This is a genomic window from Bradyrhizobium sp. AUGA SZCCT0222 (genome assembly GCF_018130205.1).
Lineage (GTDB): Bacteria > Pseudomonadota > Alphaproteobacteria > Rhizobiales > Xanthobacteraceae > Bradyrhizobium.
In genome coordinates this window covers 224378-243468 of record NZ_JAFCLX010000005.1, presented here as the reverse complement: position 1 = coordinate 243468, position 19091 = coordinate 224378, and the positions used below count along the sequence as shown (strand labels likewise).

Annotated in this window: 25 protein-coding genes and 1 pseudogene; 15 read left to right on the top strand and 11 right to left on the bottom strand. The window is 62.2% G+C overall.

The genetic code is table 11. The annotated features are described in order from the left end of the window. Nucleotides 1-416: 416 nt before the first annotated feature. Nucleotides 417-608, bottom strand: a complete 192-nt coding sequence (locus tag JQ629_RS37855) for a DUF6894 family protein (protein ID WP_502752488.1) — start codon at nt 606-608, stop codon at nt 417-419. Between the two features lie 278 nt (nt 609-886). On the opposite strand from JQ629_RS37855, the gene JQ629_RS06590 reads away from it, so the two are divergent. Then, entirely contained in the window at nt 887-1126 is a 240-nt protein-coding gene (locus JQ629_RS06590) for a DUF6894 family protein (RefSeq protein WP_212266007.1), read from the top strand. 227 nt (nt 1127-1353) lie between these two features. After that, nucleotides 1354-1533: a hypothetical protein gene (locus tag JQ629_RS06585; RefSeq protein WP_212266008.1), complete on the top strand. Its 180-nt coding sequence runs from the start codon at nt 1354-1356 to the stop codon at nt 1531-1533. 31 nt (nt 1534-1564) lie between these two features. Here the strand turns inward: JQ629_RS06585 and JQ629_RS06580 are convergent, their stop codons facing one another. Next, entirely contained in the window at nt 1565-1831 is a 267-nt protein-coding gene (locus JQ629_RS06580) for a DUF3551 domain-containing protein (RefSeq protein WP_212411984.1), read from the bottom strand. 410 nt (nt 1832-2241) lie between these two features. On the opposite strand from JQ629_RS06580, the gene JQ629_RS37460 reads away from it, so the two are divergent. The 4 genes and pseudogenes from JQ629_RS37460 to JQ629_RS06565 form a co-directional block, all read left to right on the top strand. Beyond that, nucleotides 2242-2370, top strand: coding sequence for a hypothetical protein (locus JQ629_RS37460; RefSeq protein WP_283815899.1), 129 nt, complete (start codon nt 2242-2244; stop codon nt 2368-2370). 83 nt (nt 2371-2453) lie between these two features. Continuing rightward, nucleotides 2454-2717 carry a DUF3551 domain-containing protein gene (locus tag JQ629_RS06575; protein ID WP_212411982.1) on the top strand — a complete coding sequence of 88 codons (264 nt, stop codon included), beginning with the start codon at nt 2454-2456 and terminating at the stop codon, nt 2715-2717. A gap of 377 nt (nt 2718-3094) precedes the next feature. Then, on the top strand, nt 3095-3841 hold the full coding sequence (locus tag JQ629_RS06570; protein WP_502752473.1) for an alpha/beta fold hydrolase: 747 nt from the start codon (nt 3095-3097) through the stop codon (nt 3839-3841). Next, nucleotides 3842-4137, top strand: a pseudogene (locus tag JQ629_RS06565) (transposase); the annotation flags it as partial. It lies immediately after the preceding gene. Here JQ629_RS06565 and JQ629_RS06560 read toward each other — a convergent pair. Further along, nucleotides 4134-5444, bottom strand: coding sequence for a TadE/TadG family type IV pilus assembly protein (locus JQ629_RS06560; protein WP_349631218.1), 1311 nt, complete (start codon nt 5442-5444; stop codon nt 4134-4136). The pseudogene JQ629_RS06565 and the gene JQ629_RS06560 sit on opposite strands and share 4 nt — an antisense overlap. Before the next feature lie 306 nt (nt 5445-5750). On the opposite strand from JQ629_RS06560, the gene JQ629_RS06555 reads away from it, so the two are divergent. Both JQ629_RS06555 and JQ629_RS06550 read left to right on the top strand, forming a co-directional pair. Beyond that, on the top strand, nt 5751-5915 hold the full coding sequence (locus JQ629_RS06555) for a hypothetical protein (RefSeq protein ID WP_192739915.1): 165 nt from the start codon (nt 5751-5753) through the stop codon (nt 5913-5915). A gap of 114 nt (nt 5916-6029) precedes the next feature. Next, a complete protein-coding gene (locus tag JQ629_RS06550; protein WP_192739916.1) occupies nt 6030-6215 on the top strand; it encodes a hypothetical protein in 186 nt (61 codons plus the stop codon). A gap of 128 nt (nt 6216-6343) precedes the next feature. Here JQ629_RS06550 and JQ629_RS06545 read toward each other — a convergent pair whose 3' ends face one another. Next, a complete protein-coding gene (locus JQ629_RS06545; protein ID WP_212411980.1) occupies nt 6344-6592 on the bottom strand; it encodes a hypothetical protein in 249 nt (82 codons plus the stop codon). Nucleotides 6593-6793: 201 nt separating this feature from the next. On the opposite strand from JQ629_RS06545, the gene tenA reads away from it, so the two are divergent. After that, the gene (gene tenA, locus JQ629_RS06540) at nt 6794-7462 is read left to right on the top strand and encodes a thiaminase II (RefSeq protein WP_212411979.1); all 669 of its coding nucleotides are present in this window, start codon (nt 6794-6796) and stop codon (nt 7460-7462) included. A 33-nt stretch (nt 7463-7495) separates the two neighbouring features. On the opposite strand, the gene JQ629_RS06535 is transcribed toward tenA, so the two are convergent. Beyond that, the gene (locus JQ629_RS06535) at nt 7496-8701 is read right to left on the bottom strand and encodes an amidohydrolase family protein (RefSeq protein ID WP_212411977.1); all 1206 of its coding nucleotides are present in this window, start codon (nt 8699-8701) and stop codon (nt 7496-7498) included. 138 nt (nt 8702-8839) lie between these two features. Between JQ629_RS06535 and JQ629_RS06530 the strand changes: the two genes are divergently transcribed. Then, on the top strand, nt 8840-9943 hold the full coding sequence (locus JQ629_RS06530; RefSeq protein ID WP_249134847.1) for a SecDF P1 head subdomain-containing protein: 1104 nt from the start codon (nt 8840-8842) through the stop codon (nt 9941-9943). Nucleotides 9944-9953: 10 nt separating this feature from the next. On the opposite strand, the gene JQ629_RS06525 is transcribed toward JQ629_RS06530, so the two are convergent. Further along, nucleotides 9954-10973: a dihydrodipicolinate synthase family protein gene (locus JQ629_RS06525; protein ID WP_212411975.1), complete on the bottom strand. Its 1020-nt coding sequence runs from the start codon at nt 10971-10973 to the stop codon at nt 9954-9956. A 189-nt stretch (nt 10974-11162) separates the two neighbouring features. After that, nucleotides 11163-11342, bottom strand: coding sequence for a hypothetical protein (locus JQ629_RS06520; protein WP_212411973.1), 180 nt, complete (start codon nt 11340-11342; stop codon nt 11163-11165). A 235-nt stretch (nt 11343-11577) separates the two neighbouring features. Between JQ629_RS06520 and JQ629_RS06515 the strand changes: the two genes are divergently transcribed. From JQ629_RS06515 to JQ629_RS06505, 3 genes are all read left to right on the top strand, one after another. Further along, the gene (locus JQ629_RS06515; protein ID WP_212266017.1) at nt 11578-11745 is read left to right on the top strand and encodes a hypothetical protein; all 168 of its coding nucleotides are present in this window, start codon (nt 11578-11580) and stop codon (nt 11743-11745) included. Between the two features lie 45 nt (nt 11746-11790). Next, entirely contained in the window at nt 11791-11973 is a 183-nt protein-coding gene (locus tag JQ629_RS06510) for a hypothetical protein (RefSeq protein ID WP_212411971.1), read from the top strand. 180 nt (nt 11974-12153) lie between these two features. Beyond that, nucleotides 12154-12411: a DUF3551 domain-containing protein gene (locus JQ629_RS06505; protein WP_212411969.1), complete on the top strand. Its 258-nt coding sequence runs from the start codon at nt 12154-12156 to the stop codon at nt 12409-12411. A 404-nt stretch (nt 12412-12815) separates the two neighbouring features. Here JQ629_RS06505 and JQ629_RS06500 read toward each other — a convergent pair whose 3' ends face one another. Continuing rightward, complete coding sequence (locus JQ629_RS06500) at nt 12816-14042, bottom strand: SMP-30/gluconolactonase/LRE family protein (RefSeq protein ID WP_212266020.1); 1227 nt, start codon at nt 14040-14042, stop codon at nt 12816-12818. Between the two features lie 224 nt (nt 14043-14266). Next, nucleotides 14267-15052 carry a hypothetical protein gene (locus JQ629_RS06495; protein ID WP_349631221.1) on the bottom strand — a complete coding sequence of 262 codons (786 nt, stop codon included), beginning with the start codon at nt 15050-15052 and terminating at the stop codon, nt 14267-14269. Between JQ629_RS06495 and JQ629_RS06490 the strand changes: the two genes are divergently transcribed. Beyond that, nucleotides 14943-16499, top strand: a complete 1557-nt coding sequence (locus tag JQ629_RS06490) for an amidase family protein (RefSeq protein WP_349631220.1) — start codon at nt 14943-14945, stop codon at nt 16497-16499. The genes JQ629_RS06495 and JQ629_RS06490 overlap by 110 nt on opposite strands. 189 nt (nt 16500-16688) lie before the next feature. Continuing rightward, a complete protein-coding gene (locus tag JQ629_RS06485) occupies nt 16689-17888 on the top strand; it encodes an MFS transporter (protein WP_212411964.1) in 1200 nt (399 codons plus the stop codon). A gap of 154 nt (nt 17889-18042) precedes the next feature. Here the strand turns inward: JQ629_RS06485 and JQ629_RS06480 are convergent, their stop codons facing one another. Both JQ629_RS06480 and JQ629_RS06475 read right to left on the bottom strand, forming a co-directional pair. Then, a complete protein-coding gene (locus JQ629_RS06480; RefSeq protein ID WP_212000484.1) occupies nt 18043-18420 on the bottom strand; it encodes a rhodanese-like domain-containing protein in 378 nt (125 codons plus the stop codon). 140 nt (nt 18421-18560) lie between these two features. Further along, the gene (locus tag JQ629_RS06475) at nt 18561-18965 is read right to left on the bottom strand and encodes a DUF4864 domain-containing protein (RefSeq protein ID WP_212411963.1); all 405 of its coding nucleotides are present in this window, start codon (nt 18963-18965) and stop codon (nt 18561-18563) included. Between the last annotated feature and the right edge of the window lie 126 nt (nt 18966-19091).

The window sequence follows — 19091 nt, the reverse complement described above, 5'->3', positions numbered from 1 at the left end:
CAGCAACGGGCCGGGCGGTGCGAGGGTTTGAAATGTCAGAAACCGGGCAGACGATCCGAGCGACGGCGGTCTAAAATCGGGCATTGGCAGTTTTTGTGAGGTAGAATGCCATGGCTCAGACGAGGACGAGGCGGGTCAAGCACACTGCCACTTTTGAGGAGCGGCTGGCGGAAGAGGCCTTGCGATTCAAGGAAGCGGCTGAAGAGCAACCTGCCGGCAGCATGGCTCGGGAGTTGCTTTTGCGCCGGGCGCAACAGGCTGAAACAGCTTCACGCATGAACCGGTGGCTGTCGTCGCCAGGGCTGGCATCGCGCAAGTGAATGGGCACCGCGCCTACTGCAGCGTAACAGAAAGCTGCCGGCATAGCAGGCAACGGGCGGCCCGGCCGGCTTTGCCCGGCGCGTGGCGACGCGACGTTACCCGGTCGTGAGTTCCACGGTGAGGATTGTTCGCCCGGTGCCGTCGGGGTCGTCCGTGACCCACACCTTCCAGGGATCGCCGGACCAGAGGCCGTCGGTTTTGCCGAGGTTCAGCAACTCTCGGACGGCGCGAACGGCTTCCTGCTGGACCGCGCCCAAATCCGCAAGGTCAAGGCCGGTCGGGTCCAGGTTGTGGCGCCATTCGCCAAGTGGAAATAATGCCGCGCCATAGTTGTGCTCCGGGGAAGGCGGGAGCGCAGTGGCGTCGCTCTGTCACCGATATATACCTGGGGAATCGGGCGATGATGTCCGCACGCTAACTGCCCTTCGCCGTTGGTCTGCTCGCTAAGCAACGTCGGGACGGAAAACTTGCAAGACTCTGTAGCCATTGTTCGCTGACCGACAGAGCAACCTATTGCGAATGTGCAGGTTGAGTAGCGTGTTCGCCTTGGTGGTTGAGAACCGGCATGCCGCGATATTATTTTCACATCGATGAGCTGGACACCGATCCTGACGGCACCGAACTGCCCGACCTCGAAGCCGCGCGCCGGGAAGCGCTGCTGGCGGCGCGCGAATTGCTTGCCGAGTGGATCGTCCTCGCTGCCGACGGCATGCCGATGAGGATTCTGATCGCGGACGAGGCAGGAAACGTGCTGGATACCGTCCATCTGCACGACGCGCTGCCGCGAGCGCTGCGGGAGAAATAGAACCAGCGTCTCATTGCGGCCTTTTCATTGGGCCTTGTCAGGCCCGTCATCATTGCCAGGGAGGGCAGGGGCTGGCCTGATCGCCTTGAAAGCTTCGCGCCTGCCAGCGTGGCCACCCGTTCGGCTGCGGCGCACGAATTTCATCGTGCGGCCGGATGCAGAACCGTGGTATGTTGGGAGATTAGCGCGACCGGCATTGATTGCAGACAAGTATCGAATTTTTTCCGATGGAATACCGCGGCAAGAATTATCTGGTTTTCGAAGGCGACCAGCCCAATTCGTGGCGATGGGCGGTGACGCTTGACGACCACACCACCAAAACCGGCGAAACGAAAACGCGCAGCGAGGCCATCACGCAGGTGGTCCTGGCCGTCGACCGGGCCCTTTCAAAATCGGGCAGCCGATGAATAGGGCCGCCAACGGGCCTGCTGGACCGGCTCAGTAGCCCCGGCGATAACGCCGCTCGCTTTGTCTCGGCGCTGCTGCATGAGCGTAAAACGGGTTGAGGAGGCACTGTGCAGCGCGGCCGGAAGCCGATGCCGCGCATTGGGCCATCGTATAGTAGGTGCAATCTTCAAACGAACCGCCGCCCAACGGAACGACATGCGCACAAACTGGAAACGCCGGGTCATAGGTCTGCGCCGGAGCTTGTTCGGCTGCGGTAACCAGACCAATCGTCAGAAACGCCAAAGCCAAAATGCGCATCGGAACATCCCTCGAAGTCGCCAACCAGAACAGCCTCGCGGGTTTATTGTTGAGCCCGCTTGCCGGAGCGAAACGTCTGCCGCCAAAGCACGGCACAGACGCGCAACACGGTCACTGATACTAGCGCGCCTTCTCCCGCCGCACGCCCTCGATTTAGCCGCCTCGGTCATCCCTGCCGGCTTTTTCAGGTAGATGGGGTGAAAATCCGTGATGGGTCAGAAGGTTCCGAGCGGCCGAGGCTTCGTTACAAGGCTTCGTTATTAGGCTTGGTGATAGGCTTGAGCATCAACACAGATAAGGCCGCTTCAGTTGGGCGCCCTTTGTGATTCCGATCACATTCCTGCAAAAACAGCCTCGGCACACTCGCTCCAGATCAACGGCGAGCTCCTCGCCAAACACCGAGCGGGACGATGCGCAAGATAGTCGGTTTCGTGCTTCTCGCCCTGCTCGCTGTGGCGGCGATGCACCCCAACAACAGATATCATCCGCCGGCAGCGACCAGCCACGTCATGAACGCCCCGAACATGACCAGGAATTAATCCGCCCCGGGGTTTGAACTTTTGGAGGGGCTGGCCCGTCTATCTATCGAAAGCAATTCACAGCAATTCGAGGAGTTTCGACCATGCGCAGCAATGTTTCCCTTGCCATTCTGGCAGCCGTTTCCGCCTTGACCGTCGTCGGATCGATGTCGCCAGCACCCGCAGCCGAGCGCATCCAGGATCGCTATTGCCTGCAAGGCCGCCAGTGGGGCTATCCCGGCAATTGCCAGTTCTCCAGCTACCAGCAGTGCATGGCGACCGCGTACGGGACCGACGCCTATTGCGGCATCAACCCCATGCACGCCTACGCCTACTATCCGCGCGGCCGTTACTACGACCGGTACTGATCTGCGCGCGGCCTGTTTCGGCCAGGGCCATAGGGCGGAAAGAGCCCGACGGGTCGCGCAAGGCGCGGCCCGATGAACAGGTGGCGGCGCAGTCCGCCATCCTGTCTTGGGTTCGAACGGCGGATGGCGCTCCAGCTCATCCGCTCGACGCGTTAGGCCGTGTACTCATAAATTTCCGATGTCCGCTATGCCACCAATAGCGACTAGAAAGCGGACAATGCTGGATGTCCGAGAAGTGCCCATGAGCTGGCATGCCCACCCCAAATTTACCGCGACCAAAAAACCACCTTGAAGCCCGCTTTCGGCATTAACGTCGAAGCGATAGGTTACGGCGGTACGCACAGGCATTGCGAAAACGTTGTTTGAGGGGATCTGCCATGACGATTGTTTTCGTTCACGGAAATCCTGAAACAGAGGCTGTATGGGACGACTTAGTCCCGCATTTGCGCAACCACGACGTTGTTCGTCTGTCGCCACCCGGGTTTGGCTCCGCAATCCCTTCGGGCTTTGACTGTTCCACCGACGCTTATCGCGACTGGCTCGCCCTCGAACTTGGAAAGTTGGCACAACCCATCGATCTTGTGGGACATGATTGGGGTGGCGGACATGTCGTCCGCATCGCGATGGAACGTCCAGATCTGATACGGTCCTGGGCAAGTGATATTTTGGGCGGCTTCGACCCTGATTACGTCTGGCACGACATGGCACAGGCTTGGCAGACGGCAGAAATCGGCGAGCAGGCGCTTGCACAGATGGCCAGCATGCCGGCAGAGGCCCGTGTCGAGCGGTACGTGAGCCTGGGCATGACCAGGGCAATCGCTCAGAAAGTGATCGCAGGTGCGAACGCGGACCTGGGTCGAGCGATTTTGTCGCTGTACAGATCAGCCGCTCAACCGGTGATGCGCGATCTCGGTGCGAGCTTGCCGCGAGCCGTTGCCAAACCCGGCCTAGCGATTATCGCTACGGAAGATTTCTTTGTTGGCGGAGAAACGCTCGCGCGCCGTTCTGCCGAGCGCGCCGGCGCAAAAGTCGCAGTGCTGGAAGGAGCGGGTCATTGGTGGATGTGCCAGCAGCCCAAACAAGGAGCTGATGCGATAAACGCGTTCTTGGCAAACCTCAACTAGGTCAGGTCTTTATCAACGTTGCTTGCCGACCGTGGCCATGACGACGATTGGATCAGGGGCTCGCCATGAGGCGAGGCGCATGGGCCAACATCCCGCCAAAACGCAATCGCAACGATCCGATCTGCTTCAGCCCTTATCTCTGCCGCGACCGCAAGCGAATCGAGCGTTTCTTCAACCGGATCAAGCAATGCCGTCGGGTTGCGACGCGCTACGACAAGCTGGCTGCCAACTACCTTGCCTTCGTGCAACTTGCGTCAATCAGGCTATGGCTCCGCGCTTATGAGTCCACGCGCTAGTTCGTCAGCCGTATCGGCGACGCCGCCACAAAAAGCTTTGTGAACGCCGATTGGATCGAGGCGACGTCTGACGCCACCGTAAAATATTTGCCCGCGCACGCCGACAAGGCGATCGGAATATCGTCCACGCGGGTCGCCCCGCCGAGGCTGCCGGGCTGGCCGAGCGTCGCGTTGTAACCCCAGTCCCAGGTCATCGGATAATAGGGCGTATTGATGATCGCAACGGTGACGCCCTTGCTCTTGAACGTGCTGCAGAAGGCCGTATCGAACACCTTGACCTGGGATCGAAGCGAAGGCTCCGAGACCCACGCCCGTGTCGGATCGTTGACGCCGTCGGTGGCAATGATCACCATTTTCAGCGGACTCGACGCTGAGCTGCCGTCACCGGCGGGGCCGACATCGCTGATGAATTTCGATATCAGGCTGTTGAAGGGCGTTGCCGCCGATGCGTCGGTGTTGGCAAGCGCAGGCGCCGGGAAATTGCCGGATACCATCGAATAGGTGTAGGTCGGAGCCGTCAGTTGCGTCAGGTTGTCGTCGAACGACCACAGCCCGACCTTGACGTGGGATTTCAGGCTGGAATTGCTGTTGAGGTGTGTCAGCAGATTCTGGACGCCCTGATTGACGACCTGGTAGCGCAATTCGATTCCCTTGTTCAGGGCCCAGGCATATGAATCGGTGCCGTTGGCCTTGTCATGACAGGCCAGCGCGCAGCCGCCCTGGCCGTTCATCATCTGCGTGATGCCCGCACTGGTCGATGGCAACAGCATCGATGCGGAGATGTCGATCAGGAGGTAGACGTTCAGGTAAGGTTGGGCCGTCGAGCTCGACTGCGAGGCCGTCGACAATTGCGTGGTCGGATGGCCGGCCACCTTCATGAAGGAGTTGGAAACGGTGCCCGTCGCCGTTCCCTTTCCTGCAAGCGTGAGGCCGTTCATCGTGAAGGTGGTGCTGATGCTGGCCGAGATGCCCGATGTTATATTGGCGGAGAAGAAATTGGCGGCAGCGGCATTGGCTGCCGCAATCGCCGCGGTGCTGCTGGCGCCGGAATCGAGCGCTTGTTTGCCGGCGATCGAGCCGGCCAGGATCGCGGCATCGAGCGCCGACTGCATCTTGGTGCGCTGATTGTTCGCCACCGAATAGTCGATGGCGCAGCCGACGGCGATCAGCAGGGGCACCAGGACAATCCCGAACAGGACCGCGATATTGCCCGAGCTGTTTTTTCCAAAGCGGGCGACGCACTCGATCGCGCCGATCCTCGTCGAATTGGCAACGTTGGCCAGAGCCCGAAAAAATTGAAGATGCACGGTTGGGCTCGCCCTCGGATCTATGTCAGCCGGTAATGGTCGGTGCCGGGCTTGATAGATGGCAAACACTAAAGTTCCATTGAACGATCCCCGCGATTTCCCGCAAGGCGCTGCTTTGGCGGTGCGCGATTTCCGTACTTTTACGGAATTGTTGCCGTTATGCTTTCAATTTGGGCAGGCGGATTAGGCAGTCGCTAACCCGTCCTGGTTGGCGTTCCCTGCGTGACGGCGGTCACAGTCCACGGGATCGTCATCCAGCATACTCGCTAGATCAACGGCGGCCTTCGCCAAACATGGAGCGGGACAATGACCAAACAGACCTCAATCTTGACCGACATCGAACTTGGCGCCGTGGCCGGTGGCTCAATGATCACTGATATGGCAGTAGCCGGGATCCAGCGCGGCGCTCGGCGCGTCGCCGAGTCGAAGGGTGAAGGCAAATGCCCGCCCAACCATAACGGCGTCCGATAATTGACACTTCAGCTTGCAAGGCCGCCTCGGTTGGCGGCCTTTTTCATTGCCTGCGCGCTGATTTCAATCATGAGAAACCTCACACGATCCCCTCCGGATGGTGCATAAGGTCTCATGGCAAAAGCAAAAGTGACCTTCAAGACCGTCCGGATCGCAGATGACGACTGGACTATCCAGGCAGACTATCCGGGCAGCGAACAACGCGAGATCACCGGGCTGACCAGCAAGGCAGATGCCGACGACTGGATGAACGGAAACCGCAAGATCGCGTGGCTCCGATCCCAGGGCTACGCCAAGTGACTCGGTAGGACCGGGGGCCGGATTAGTCCAACGGGTCCCGCGCAAGGCGTGGCCCGATATCCGAGATTCTGACTCGCAGGCGATCGCCGGCAACCACTTGGTTTTTTTGCGCGCCAGCGGGCCGTCGGCTACTTGGCCGGAATAGCCGGCTGAACCGGTGCCGGGCCGGGCGGCGTCGGCTTGATCGCAGATTCAGGCCGGGTCGGATTAACCGTCGCGCCGGCGTCATTCACCGTATTGAATGTCGTGCCGGGAGGCGTCTGGGGTGGCCGTCGGTCAATGATCAGGTTGGTGTGATCTACCAGGATGATGGTGGTAATCGAGACGGCCGCGACAATCGCGGCAATGATCACGGGTTTTCGCAAAACGGTTGCCATACGCGTCAACGCCGTCCGGGCCGCGGAGTTCCAGCGCCGGCAGCGCTGGCTGATCCGCGAAACGTCGCAGCAGCATTCAAGCTGCCGTCGTGCTCCATCCGGCTATGAAATGCTTCTGCGCAGAGCGGGCATTGTCCCGGGCCGCAGTGGTCTGTTATCACCGACAAGCCATCCGTTGAAAAGCCAGCCCAGCGAAAGATCATGAGTTTCTTCGAGCGATTGAAGACCGCAGCATCCGCCGAGTGGCGCGCCTACACCGGGCATGCCTTTACGAACGCCATGGCGGACGGCTCGCTCGCCGAGGCGGCGTTTCGTCACTATCTCGTTCAGGACTATCTGTTCCTGATCGAGTTTGCGCGCGCCTACGCGCTCGCGGTCTACAAGGCGCCTCAGCTGGCGGACATGCGCGAGGCGGCGGCCGGCCTTTCGGCGATTCTCGACGTCGAGATGGACCTGCACGTCAAACTCTGCGCCGGCTGGGGGCTGTCGCCCGGCGATCTCGAACAAGCCCCTCCGGCGGTCGAGATGCTGGCCTATACCCGCTATGTGCTCGACGCCGGGATGCGCGGCGACCTGCTGTCGCTCAAGGTGGCGCTGGCGCCTTGCGTGATCGGCTACGCCGAGATCGCAACCAGGCTCGCCGCGCACCCGAACGCGCTGCTCGCAACCAACCCATATCGTGTCTGGATCGCCGAATATGCCGGTGCGCCCTATCAGGAAGTTGCGGCGAACGCGCGGGCGCATCTGGAATCCCTTGCCGATCGCTACGCGACGCCGGCCCGCGAGGCCGAGCTGATCGCGACCTTCAAGGAAGCAACCCGGCTCGAAGCCGACTTCTGGGAAATGGGCTGGCGCCAGAACAAGTCTTGATAGGTAGCTAGCAGGTCCGGGGTGGAGGCAGGCTTACGATCGGGCCAGCATGCCATCGTGAGCCACAAGTTTTCCATTCTTGTAGACCGATCGCCCGCGCGGGATCACCACCACTGCCTCCGGCACATGTTGCGCATTCAAGGTCACGAAATCGGCCTTGTCGCCGACCTCAAGCCCATAGCCCTTAAGCCGCAGCGCTTTCGCGCCGGCCCTGGTCACGACGTCAAAGGCGATCCCCAATTCGTCGTCGGTGTTGAAGCCGGAGCGGTAGCCGATCATGTTGGCGCGGCCCAGCATGTCGCCATCGCCGTAAGGCCACCAGGAATCCCGGATATTGTCGCTGCCGCCGAATACGGTGACTCCGGCCTCGCGCAGAAGGGCGACGGGCGGAAAGGGCCGGCGTCCAGGCGCGTTGGTCATGATCGCAATGTCGCTTTCCGCCAGAACGTCGGCCGTGCGTTTGGCGATGTCCGTGGCGACATCGCCGAGCGCATAGGCGTGGCTGATCGCGACAAGGCCGCCCATGCCGAGCGCGCGCGACCGCGCCGCAATCTGTTCGATTTCGAAGATTCCGAGCGTGCCATTATCGTGCAGATGTATGTCGACGCCGACGCCACGTTTCTCGGCAACACCGAATACGATGTCGAGATGCTTTTCGACATCGCGATCAAAGCTTGCGGGATCGATGCCGCCGACGAGATCAGCGCCCATCGCCACCGCTTCATCGAGCAGTTCAGCTGTCCCGGGGCTTTGCAGGATGCCGCTCTGCGGGAACGCGACGAGCTGGATATCGATGATATTCCGGTAGGCTTCGCGCACCGCCAGAATCTTCTCCAGCGATCTGAGCCCGATGGTGCCGTCCACCGTGACATGGCTGCGCATATGCGTCGAACCATGGCCGATGCAAAGCTCGAGCTGATTTCGGGCGCGGACTTCCACGGGAGCGGCTTCGGCGAAATTTTGCGCCTGAAAGGCGACGCGTTCATGGACATTGAAGCCGCTGGTATAGGGCTTGTGGGGCTTCCAGTCGTCGCCGTAGAAGCTGGTGTCGAGGTGGATGTGTCCTTCGACAAACCCGGGAACGATTAGCGCGCCGCCGAGATCGCGTGTCGGCGCACCGGCGGAGATCTGGGTTCCCGCCCTCGAAACCGAGCTGATGCGTCCGTTCGCAACGGCGACATCATTGAGCGAACCGTCAGCGAATTTTGCGTTGGTGAAGAGCGTATCGATCGGGCTCACGCGACGTCTCCCAGCCTGAGTAGCTACGGGAGTTCACATTGGCCCTGGGCCTTTGGCAAGGCCTTTGAACCTCGGCGCGCCCCTCCGGCACTAAAGGACGGGCACATCCGTGCCGCCGGATGAGAGGACGCTGAGACCATGTACGCGCGAGGCAAGAAGGCAGGGTTTATCGTCGCCTTCATGCTGGCGTCCACCGCGTGTTCGGCGGTGGCCGCGCCGCGCGCGACGTCCGATGACGCGCAGGCGGTCGACAAGATGCGCGCGACGATTGCAGCCAATGCCGAGCAGGCGCTGGCCAGGCAAGGCGGCTCCAAAATTCTGTTCAAGGTCGATAGCGCCGCGTTGCGCGAAGCAGTCGTGACTGAACTGCGCGATGATTTGTATCGGACCGTGCGGGAAGGGCGCATTCCGTTTTCCGGTCTGGCGATGCGCGACGGCGGCGTCGAGGTCCGGATTGCCGAGCCCAAGGACCGGCAACGCGTGCTGGCCAAGCTGGTGCCATCCACGAAAGAATTGCCTTCCAGCGCACAGACGATCAGCGTCACCGACAGCGGTGACGGGCTGATCCGCCTGATGCCGACCGAGGCCGGGTTGGCCGAGCGCCTGCACGAACTGGTCAGGCAATCCGGCGAGATGATCGATCAACGCCTGCGCAACGCCAGCATCAGGGACGCCAGCGTGCAGCCCGACGGGGCCGACCGGCTTCGCGTGCTGCTGCCGGGCGTCAGGGATCCCGAACGCGTGAGCGCGCTGCTCGGCAAGCGAGGGCGGGTGACGTTTCGCCTGGTCGATGTGTCCGTGATTGCCGCGCTGGCTCAGAAAGGTCCGCTGCCACCGACATCCGAAATTCTTTACCACTTCAAGACCAGGGAGCCTTCTGTGGTCCTGAAGGAGGTCGCAATGGAGGGCGACGATATCATCGACGCGTCGCCCTTGATCGACCCGCGGACGCAGCAGCCGATCGCGTCGTTCCGCTTGAATGCACGCGGCGCCCGGCGCTTCGCCACCATCACGCAAGAAAATATCACAAAGCCGTTCGCGATCGTCGTTGACGACCAGGTGCTGTCAGAGTCGATTATCAGCGAGCCGATCACCGGCGGCTCGGCGATCATATCGGGCAACTTTACGCTCGGAGACGCCAACAACGTCGCGATGCTGGTACGTTCAGGGGCGCTGCCGGGGCGCCTGAGCGTCGTCGATCAGCAGGTCGTCGAACCGCTCGCAACCGCCGGCAAACAGTAGCGAGACCACGTCAGGCAGCTTCGCGCCGCTTTCCGGATTCATCGAGCAGACCTGCGGCCACCAGCGCCTCGCGAATCCGCGCGATCTCCGGCTCGCTGATCTTGACCAATGGCGGCCGTACCACGGCGCGCGGCAGGCGGCCGAGAAGCACCAGCGCCTCCTTCATGCGGTTGTGCATGTCGACAAAGGGATCGGCGTAGAACACAGCCATCAGCGGATGGATGCGATCGTTCAGCCGCCGCGCCTCGGCAAGATCGCAGGCTTCGACCGCCCGCAACAGCCGGGCCTGCAGATCGGCGATCACGCTGCCGCTTCCCGACAATAGTCCGTTGCAGCCGAGCACCAGCGAACTCAAGAGCCAGGCGCTGTTGGTGGAGAGCACGTTGACCGGCTGCTTTCGCGATTGCAGCATCCTTACATGCGCCTCGTGCTGCGGCACGCTTTGCGACCAGTCCTTGATGGCGCGGATGGTGGGGATTTCGTCGAGCAGGCGGGTCAGCGTCGCCGCGGGATAACCTTGCCCGGTAGCGAGCGGATACTGGAAAACGATCAGCGGCAGATCGGAGGCCGCCGCGATTGTCCTGAAGTGCGCGAGCGCCATCTCAGCGGTCTGGCCGAGCGTGAAGGGCGCCGGCGGAAACACCAGCAGCGCCGAAGCGCCGCCGGTCTGCGCGCGCTTTGCGATCCGCGCCGCCTCGAGGCTGCCGTCCGCCCAGATGCCGTGGATCAACGGCAGGCGGTCGCCGATCTCGTCGACCGCGATGTCAAGCACCCGGCTCTGCTCATCTGAAGTGCATGAGGCCACTTCGGTCGAATGCGCATTGATCGTCACCGCCGACAGGCCCTCGACAGCCGCGACGTCACGCAGATGGCTACGGAAGCTCGGCTCGTCGATGGTGAGATCGTCGTGGAACGGCAGCAGCACCGCGGGGATCACCCCCTGGGGTACGAAGTCCTTGAAGCGCGCCGCTTTGAAGTGGGCCTCTTTGGAGTAAGCCTCTTTGGAGTAAGCCTCTTTGGAGTAAGCCATGGCGATCTCCCGTCACGTTTTTTTCAAACTTGACCGTTTCGCAATAACTATCACGGCCAGGAAACGCGAACCAGTCGCGATCAACAACGCGGCCGTGTGTCCGCGATGCGCGGCGGTTCTGGCGCGCGATCATTGTCGCGGACGGACCATCAGCGGGAAGTTAGGCCGCCAAAGGGGCCGGCCTGCGCATTACTTCACGTACCAATAGGTGCCGGAGCAGGTGGAGGTCGCCCAGATCACCAGCACCTGGCCGCCGAACGGTATGCTCACTTCCATCCTGGGCGGAGCGTGGTTGCAAGTCCGGCCGCCCGCGATCGTGTCGAGTTCGGTTTCCCTGAGCGGTCTGGTTTTGATTTGCCCGGATTCCATATCTGTCTCCTGTCGTGGGACGAACGGACCATCCGCATCGTCAGACAGGGCAGGCTAGGTTCGCGCGAGCGACGTGCCGTGAGGTAAGTCACGGTTTGAAGCATCGGCCTCATCCGCACCGGTCATTCCGGCTCGTGTGACGATCGTCACGGTGATCCGCGATCGGCAAGCCTAGTGTTGCGTCATGACGAGCACTAACGCTCTTCACCTCATTCTTAACCGATGGAGAAATGTGATGACCAAGCGCAATACCGAAAACCGTGAACTGGCGATCGAGGAACTGGAGATCGTGGCCGGCGGCGTGATCGAAGGTGGCTGCATCCGTTTTCCCGACATCCTGAAAGTGCTGTTCCCGAAGCCGCTGCAGCCGACCCCGTGGAAGGACATCTTCCCGATCCGCTGATCGAACGTTTAGTACCGGCCGGTACATCCAGTTGGGGGAAACAACATGACTAGTCTTGTGCACGAATTGTCAGAAACGGAGCTCGACCGGGTGTGTGGCGGCGAGCTGGATATGATCAGTCTGCAAAGCATGATGACTCAGCGGCATATGGCCGTGCAGCTGACCACCACCATGCTCCGCGCCATGAACGATACGACCAGCACAATCATCAGAAATATCGGCAAGTAATCTCGACAAGTAAGCCTGGCCTGCAGCGGGGTTCAATCGGCTGCAGGCTGGCCTCTCTCGACGGTGCGATGTAGCGTCGGGTTTTCCGGATCGGGCATGCGTGGCTTGTCCGAGAGGAACTACCGGCACCCGCGCTGGGTTATGCCGGCAGCGGGTAGTTTTGCCGTCGAAGGAGTTCTGATGCGCATTCTGATGTTGGCCGCGTTGGCGATTGCGGCGGTTGTGGCAGCGCCGCCGGCGCACGCCCAGACCTATGATCCGAAATATCCCGTCTGCCTTCAGGTCTACACAGGCCGGAACGATTTTTACTTCGAATGCGGCTACACCTCGATCCCACAATGCAATATGTCGGCATCCGGCCGCGCCGCACAATGCGTCGTCAATCCCTATTACGAGGGCGGAAAGCGACGCAGCCAAAAGCCTCGCCGCGACTATTGAGGACTGTTGGGTTCGATCCGCCCGGCTATTGGGGGCGCGGCATCTGACCGGGCGACGGTCAGGGCGTAGCGCCTGACCCACCAGCGGAACGAAGGCGAATATGCAAAAGCCCGGCACACCGGCCGGGCCTTAGTTTGAAAATTCTTTCGTGATGAAACTCAGACATTGATAGCGAAATACGCTGGGGCGTCTGTTCACTATTGCACAATGGAGCCACAATTTGCCTCCGTATGACTGCGGAGACCCCACGCATGCGCATGGTCGCGCACAGGCGTGAGCATCCCCAAAGATTTCTTGAGACAAAGAACTGTCGAGACAAGATGAAGTCGAGGGCTGTGCGGCATGAAGAAGCCGGCGGGTTGCGCCGGCTTCTCCTTTCGCTGTTTGGCGCGGTGCCGAACGGCTCAGCCCGGGCCGGCGCCCTGGGTTGCGGTGTACACGGCGTAGAGCGACTGGCTCGCGGCCATGAACAGGCGGTTCCGCTTCGGCCCGCCGAAACAGACGTTGCCGCACACTTCGGGCAGGCGGATCCGGCCGATCAGCTTGCCGTCCGGTGACCATATCGTCACGCCGCTATAGCCGACGGCGCGGCCGGCATTGCTGGAAGCCCAGACATTGCCGTTGACGTCGCAGCGCACGCCGTCCGGTCCGCATTTGACGCCATCTACCATGAAGTCGCTGAACCGCTTGTGGTTCGACAGTTTGTTGTCGGTGCCGACATCGAACACGAACATGTCGCCCTTGCCGCCCGGCCCGGTATCGCCGGGCCCCTTGCCGGTGCTGGCGACGTAGAGCTTCTTGTAATCGGGCGAGAAACAAAGGCCGTTGGGATCGGGCACCTGCTCCTCGGTCACGACCAGATCGACGCGGCCTGAGGGGTCGATGCGATAGCAATTGGTCGGCAGCTCGCGCTTGCCCGGCACGAAGCCGGCCGGCTGGCCGATCCGAGGGTTGAGCTTGCCGGCAGGATTGCTGGGGCCTCCCGCAACGTCCGGTTCGCCCTCATAGAGCTGGCCGCCATAGGGCGGGTCGGTGAACCAGTAGCTGCCATCGGGATGGGCGACGACGTCGTTCGGCGAGTTGAGTTTCTTGCCGCCGAAATTATCGGCGAGCACGGTCGCGGTGCCGTCGTGCTCGTAGCGCACCACCCGGCGGGTGAGATGCTCGCAGGACAGCTGCCGGCCCTGGAAGTCGAACGAGTTGCCGTTGGAATTGTTGGACGGGGTGCGGAATACGCTGACGCGGCCGTCATCCTCGGTCCATCGCATCTGGCGATTATTGGGAATGTCGCTCCACAGGAGATAGCGGCCCTGCGAGCTCCACGCCGGGCCTTCGGCCCACAGCAGTCCGGTATGGAGACGCTGGATTGGCGCGTTGGGCTGGGCGAGGTCGTTGAACGACGGATCGACCGCGATGATATCGGGGTCCCAGAAATAGGTGGTCGGCGCGCCCCGGGGACTGAAATCGCGCGGCGGGGTGGTGACCACGGATGGCGGCCCCACCGCGCCGCCCTGCTGGGCCAGCGCGGTGCCGGCCCCCGCCACGGTGGCCCCGGCGGCGAGCGCCAGGCCGTGGACGAGCGTTCGTCGTGAAATCATGGATTGCGGATCGCGCTGCACGTCGCGTGTCATCACTTCCTCCCAGGATATGCGCCGGCCGGTTGATCCGGCCAAGCGGGTGCAAGGCTATGCCGGCCCGGCCTCGGTTGCGAGCACCTTTCGGCGCAGCCCGGGGCTGAAGGATGCAGTGCAAGATGGCTTTACCCGTTGATCTCTGTCCGCCGGAAGGCGGCGGCACGCAGAGGGGATCGCCGGGATGTCGGCGCTCCGCTGGTCCGCTCGCAGATCAGGAGGGCTCAATCCGCCGGAGGATTCCCGGCAGATTTGGTTGCCGCGCGGTAGCGCTTCCAGTTTTCGATGGTCGCTTCGTAGCGGACCGGCTTCCTTGCAGCGGGGACTGGGTCCGGCTTCGCGGCGACCATGCCCACGGTTTCAGCCTGTCCGGCTTTGGATACATGTGCTGGCTTCGGATAAAAGGCGACGAAGCCCAGCAGGCCCGCGATCACCAATCCAACAGGGATAGCGATCGCCCAATCATTATGTGTACGCTGAGTGACATCATGGCGCAGGACTTTCGTTAAGTCTCTTGGCATGTTCAGCTCCCACGTTGCATTGGCTTTTGTAAGTCGAGACGCGCGGCGGCAATCGTGAGCTGCTTCACTATTGCCGCTCACGAAACCGTTAGAAGCGGCGGGGCGGTGGCCCCGAGCCCGCGCGCAGCCTGAACGATCCGCGCCTTTGAAAAAGTGATCCGGATCACGGAAATGCCGATCGAAATGCGCCTTTCCCGTTCGATCGCCGTTCAGCCTCCCGGCGCATTTTGCGATTGCACCGCGCCTGCTCGCATCGATCGCTTTTGAATCAATCGATTGGCGAAGCTCGTTGGTCGGCCGCGCAAGCCTCGACACGCGGCCTCTCGGCCCATAACCTCCGCCGCGCAATTGGAGGAGAACCGAATTGGCCAAGAGAGTTGTGAAGCGCGCTTCGAAAAAGACGCCCGCGAAAAAACCGACAAAAAAAACTTCTGTCCGCGCCAGCAAGGCCGCGAAGGCGGCCAGGAAGACCGGGAAAGCAAAGGCCAAGAGCGCTCCTTCGCGCAAGCCGGCCACGCCCAAGGGGCCGGTCTGGCAATGGTCGGCGCTGGAGACTGCGGCAGCCATCCGGTCCGGCGCGATTTCTTCGGTCGAGGTTACGGAGGCTCACGTCGCGCGGATGCGCGCGGTCAATCCAAACCTCAACGCGGTTGTGGTCGATCTCTCCGACGAAGCGCTCAAGGCTGCCAGGGCGGCGGACCAGACGCGGGCGAAAGGCGGCGAACTAGGCCTGCTGCATGGCGTGCCGATCACGATCAAGGAAAATGTCGATTACGAAGGCAGGCCCAATCCCAATGGCGTGCCTTCGCAAATGAACATCATCGCTCCATCAGACGCGCCTGTGGTGCGCAATCTCCGGAAGGCCGGCGCTGTCGTGCTGGGGCTGACCAACACGCCCGAATTCTCGTTCCGCGGCTTCACGGATAATCCGCTGCACGGGCTGACGCTCAACCCATGGGATCCCGAGATCACCTGCGGCGGATCATCGGGCGGCGCCGGCTCGGCGGTCGCGGCCGGCATCGGCACGATCGCGCATGGCAACGACATCGGCGGCTCGCTGCGCTGGCCGGCGCATTGCAACGGCGTTGCTACCATCAAGCCGACGCAAGGCCGTATCCCCGCCTTCAATCAAAGCGCCACAGCCGAGCGGCCGATGCTCGCCCATCTGATGTCGGCGCAGGGACCGCTGGCGCGCAGCGTCGGCGATGTCAGGCTCGGCCTTGAAGTGATGTGCCAGCGCGATCCGCGCGATCCCTGGTGGGTTCCGGCACCGCTGGCGGGTCCGAAACCGAAGGGGCCGATCAAGGTCGCGCTGGCGAAACTGCCCGCCGACATGAACGTCGATCCATCGGTGCGCGCGGCGCTGAAGCAGGCCGCCGACCATCTGGAGCGCGGGGGCTATCGCGTCAGCGAAATTGAGGTCCCTGATATCAATGGCGTCTGGCAAACCTGGTGCGACATCATCGTCAATGAAGTCGCCGTGCTGCAGGAAGCCGGAATGCTGGCGGTAGCCTCGGAGCATTTCCACACGGCGTGGGGCGGCATCAAGCTAAAGGCCAACACGCTCGACCTGGCGGGCTGGATGCGCGCGACGGCCGCGCGCAGCGGTCATATTCGCGCCTGGCAAGCCTTCTTTGAGGATTATCCGGTCGTGCTGGCGCCGACGACGGTCATGCCGACGCCCGGGCCGCGCGCGGATACGACCAGCCTGGAACGCGTGGCCGAGATGTTCTTCAACGATTTGCGGTTCATTTCCGCGATCAATGTACTGGGCCTGCCGTCCGCGGTGGTGCCCGTCGCGCTGCACGAGGGCAAGCCGATCGGCGTGCAACTGATCGCGGGACGCTATCGCGAGGACCTGGCGCTGGATGCCGCGGCGTCGGTCGAGAAACGCGCCGGCGTGCTGGTGCAAAAATTGTGGCAGCAGATGGCGTGAGCAGGCGCCATTGCTCTGAGCGCTAGGCGCGGCGCTAATGCTCTGAGGGGGAGGTGCTGGTCATATGACGCGCACCCCCTCCACATCTGCATGCCCAATATCGCGCCATTGTGGCTTGACCTCTAGGCAATTGCGCTAGAAGTTGCGCCCGCCGTGGTCATTTCTTCTGAATTCATTCGAGATTCCGAATTGTTCGTTCCCGACTCGCGCCGAGCCTGGGCCCGGCTTGCCGTGGCCGTGCTGATCGGCTCGCTCGGCAGCGTCGGCATGTGGTCGGTGGTGGTCGCGCTGCCGGTGGTGCAGCAGGATTTCGGCGCCACCAGGGGCACGGCGTCCCTGGCCTTCACCATGATGATGCTCGGTTTCGGTTTGGGCCAGGTGATAACAGGCAAGATATCCGACCGCTACGGTATCGTCACCGCGATCGGGCTTGGCATCAGTATTCTGGGCCTCGGCTATATCGTCGCCGGCATGTCATGGTCGATCTGGCCGTACATTCTCGTGCATTTTGCCATCGGGCTTTCTTCGGCGGCAACCTTCGGCCCGCTGATGGCGGAAGCCTCGCACTGGTTCGAGCGTTACCGCGGACTGGCGGTCGCGATCGCCGCCAGCGGCAACTACATCGGTGGCGCGGTCTGGCCGTCGGTGGTGAACTGGGGCATGCAGACCTATGACTGGCGCACCACCCATATCGCCGTCGGTATCTTCACCGCCGTGGCGATGACGCTGGCGCTGATCGGCTTGCGCGTGCTGATGGGCGCAGGGGTGCGCCGCAGCCACGCCAACGCGCCGCCGCCGCGGCTCGACCTGAAGCTGTCGACCAATGCGCTCACCGTGATCCTGGGGCTCGCCAGCATCTCCTGCTGCGTGGCGATGTCGATGCCGCAGGTTCACATCGTCGCCTATTGCAGCGATCTCGGCTATGGCGTGGCGCGCGGCGCCGAAATGCTGTCGCTGATGCTGGGCCTTGGCATCATCAGCCGCATCGGCTCTGGTTTCCTGGCCGACAAGATCGGCGGCATCCCGACGCTGCTGATCGGCTCGGTCGCGCAAGGCTCCGCGCTGCTGTTCTATCTGTTCTTCGACGGCCTGACCTCGCTCTATTTGATCTCCGCGATGTTCGGGCTGTTCCAGGGCGGCATCGTGCCGAGCTACGCCATCATCGTCCGCGAGACGATGCCGGCCTCGGAGGCCGCGACACGCGTCGGGTTCGTGATCCTGGCCTCGGTGTTCGGCATGTCGTTCGGGGGGTGGATTTCCGGCGTGATCTTCGACGCCACCGGCTCCTACGCCGCCGCGTTCACCAACGGCGTCGCCTGGAACCTGGTCAACATCGCCATCATGGTGCTGCTGTTGATGCGCGCGCGGCAGCGGATGGCGATGGCCTAGATCGGGATGACGTCTCCTCGAACCGTCATCCCGCTCCATCTTATTGTGTGAACATGATCTCCGCGCAAACGCGTTCCGCGTTTGTCGCGAGGGAAAACCGGTTGCCCGCTTTGCGCTAACGCGGCCCTGCGGGTCCGGATCATGCTCGCGCCAACTATCCCTTCTCGACTTCGCCGCCGGCCTCCAGCCAGCCCTTGAAGCCGCCAAGGTTGCGGACGTTATTGTATCCCATGTCTTTCAGGGTCTTGCCGACCAGCGCCGAGCGCCCGCCGGATGCGCAGTAGGCGACCACCGTCTTGGATCGATCGAACGCCGCGTCGTGCAGCGCGGAAGCCGGATCGGCGCGAAATTCCACAAGTCCCCGCGGAATGGCGAGTGCGCCCGGGACCTTGCCCGATGCTGCGACCTCGGCCGGTTCACGGACGTCGAGAAACAGCACGTCAGCCCGGCCAACCAGTTTCTTCGCTTCATCCGGGCTGATACGCGGCACCTCGGCTTCGGCCTCGGCCAGCATCGTCTGTACTGTTTTCATTTTTGTTTCCTCCGGGATCAAGACGCGGTCGCGTCCATTGCGGCGAGTAAGGCGTAAACCCCCGGCGGTTGCAATGGCAAAGGACTGCGTGCGAATTCTGATGTCGAGGCTTGGTGCGGCCCTCTGTCGCAACGTATGTCTCACACCGCCTGGCCCGCCTTCAACAGCGAGCAGCCCGTGATCTTGAAGCTGCCGTCGGGCTGCTGCTCCAGCGTATACAACGCCTCCCATGCCTCGCCATTGGCATCGACGATGTGGACGCGCTGGGCGATCCGGCCACCCGCCGCGCGGGCTTCGCCGAATTCAAAACTCTTGTGGCGGTAGACCGGCGGATAGGCCTGCCGGACCATCTGCATGAAGATATCGGCTTCCGGAAAAATCTGCTGGATCGACGGCGCCGCGTGAGAATAGGCGGCGGCGGAATCGTCGCGGCCAAAAGCCTGCTCCTGCGCGCGGATCACGCTTTGCGCGGCGGCGACATCGTCGGCGAAGGCCGGCGATCCCAGGCCGATCAGGAAGACGACAAGCAGAGCAAGAGCGCGCATGCGGATGTCCCCTGGCTAGAGCCTCTTCCGTTTCGATGAAATCGTAACGGGGCTCCAGATTCTTGATCTGACGCGTTTTCTTAACGCGAACCGGTCTCCACTTCGCTTGAAAACGCTCTGATGCAG

What these genes read in the sequence shown, in the direction of transcription:
- JQ629_RS06545 (WP_212411980.1), bottom strand. Translation starts at nt 6,592, where the DNA reads ATGGCAACCGTTTTGCGAAAACCCGTGATCATTGCCGCGATTGTCGCG.
- JQ629_RS06555 (WP_192739915.1), top strand. Translation starts at nt 5,751, where the DNA reads ATGACCAAACAGACCTCAATCTTGACCGACATCGAACTTGGCGCCGTG.
- JQ629_RS06530 (WP_249134847.1), top strand. Translation starts at nt 8,840, where the DNA reads ATGTACGCGCGAGGCAAGAAGGCAGGGTTTATCGTCGCCTTCATGCTG.
- JQ629_RS06515 (WP_212266017.1), top strand. Translation starts at nt 11,578, where the DNA reads ATGACCAAGCGCAATACCGAAAACCGTGAACTGGCGATCGAGGAACTG.
- JQ629_RS06480 (WP_212000484.1), bottom strand. Translation starts at nt 18,420, where the DNA reads ATGAAAACAGTACAGACGATGCTGGCCGAGGCCGAAGCCGAGGTGCCG.
- JQ629_RS06585 (WP_212266008.1), top strand. Translation starts at nt 1,354, where the DNA reads ATGGAATACCGCGGCAAGAATTATCTGGTTTTCGAAGGCGACCAGCCC.
- JQ629_RS06525 (WP_212411975.1), bottom strand. Translation starts at nt 10,973, where the DNA reads ATGGCTTACTCCAAAGAGGCTTACTCCAAAGAGGCTTACTCCAAAGAG.
- JQ629_RS06505 (WP_212411969.1), top strand. Translation starts at nt 12,154, where the DNA reads ATGCGCATTCTGATGTTGGCCGCGTTGGCGATTGCGGCGGTTGTGGCA.
- JQ629_RS37460 (WP_283815899.1), top strand. Translation starts at nt 2,242, where the DNA reads ATGCGCAAGATAGTCGGTTTCGTGCTTCTCGCCCTGCTCGCTGTGGCG.
- JQ629_RS06510 (WP_212411971.1), top strand. Translation starts at nt 11,791, where the DNA reads ATGACTAGTCTTGTGCACGAATTGTCAGAAACGGAGCTCGACCGGGTG.
- JQ629_RS06580 (WP_212411984.1), bottom strand. Translation starts at nt 1,831, where the DNA reads ATGCGCATTTTGGCTTTGGCGTTTCTGACGATTGGTCTGGTTACCGCA.
- JQ629_RS06575 (WP_212411982.1), top strand. Translation starts at nt 2,454, where the DNA reads ATGCGCAGCAATGTTTCCCTTGCCATTCTGGCAGCCGTTTCCGCCTTG.
- JQ629_RS06590 (WP_212266007.1), top strand. Translation starts at nt 887, where the DNA reads ATGCCGCGATATTATTTTCACATCGATGAGCTGGACACCGATCCTGAC.
- JQ629_RS06520 (WP_212411973.1), bottom strand. Translation starts at nt 11,342, where the DNA reads ATGGAATCCGGGCAAATCAAAACCAGACCGCTCAGGGAAACCGAACTC.
- JQ629_RS06500 (WP_212266020.1), bottom strand. Translation starts at nt 14,042, where the DNA reads ATGACACGCGACGTGCAGCGCGATCCGCAATCCATGATTTCACGACGA.
- JQ629_RS06570 (WP_502752473.1), top strand. Translation starts at nt 3,095, where the DNA reads ATGACGATTGTTTTCGTTCACGGAAATCCTGAAACAGAGGCTGTATGG.
- JQ629_RS06475 (WP_212411963.1), bottom strand. Translation starts at nt 18,965, where the DNA reads ATGCGCGCTCTTGCTCTGCTTGTCGTCTTCCTGATCGGCCTGGGATCG.
- JQ629_RS06550 (WP_192739916.1), top strand. Translation starts at nt 6,030, where the DNA reads ATGGCAAAAGCAAAAGTGACCTTCAAGACCGTCCGGATCGCAGATGAC.
- tenA (WP_212411979.1), top strand. Translation starts at nt 6,794, where the DNA reads ATGAGTTTCTTCGAGCGATTGAAGACCGCAGCATCCGCCGAGTGGCGC.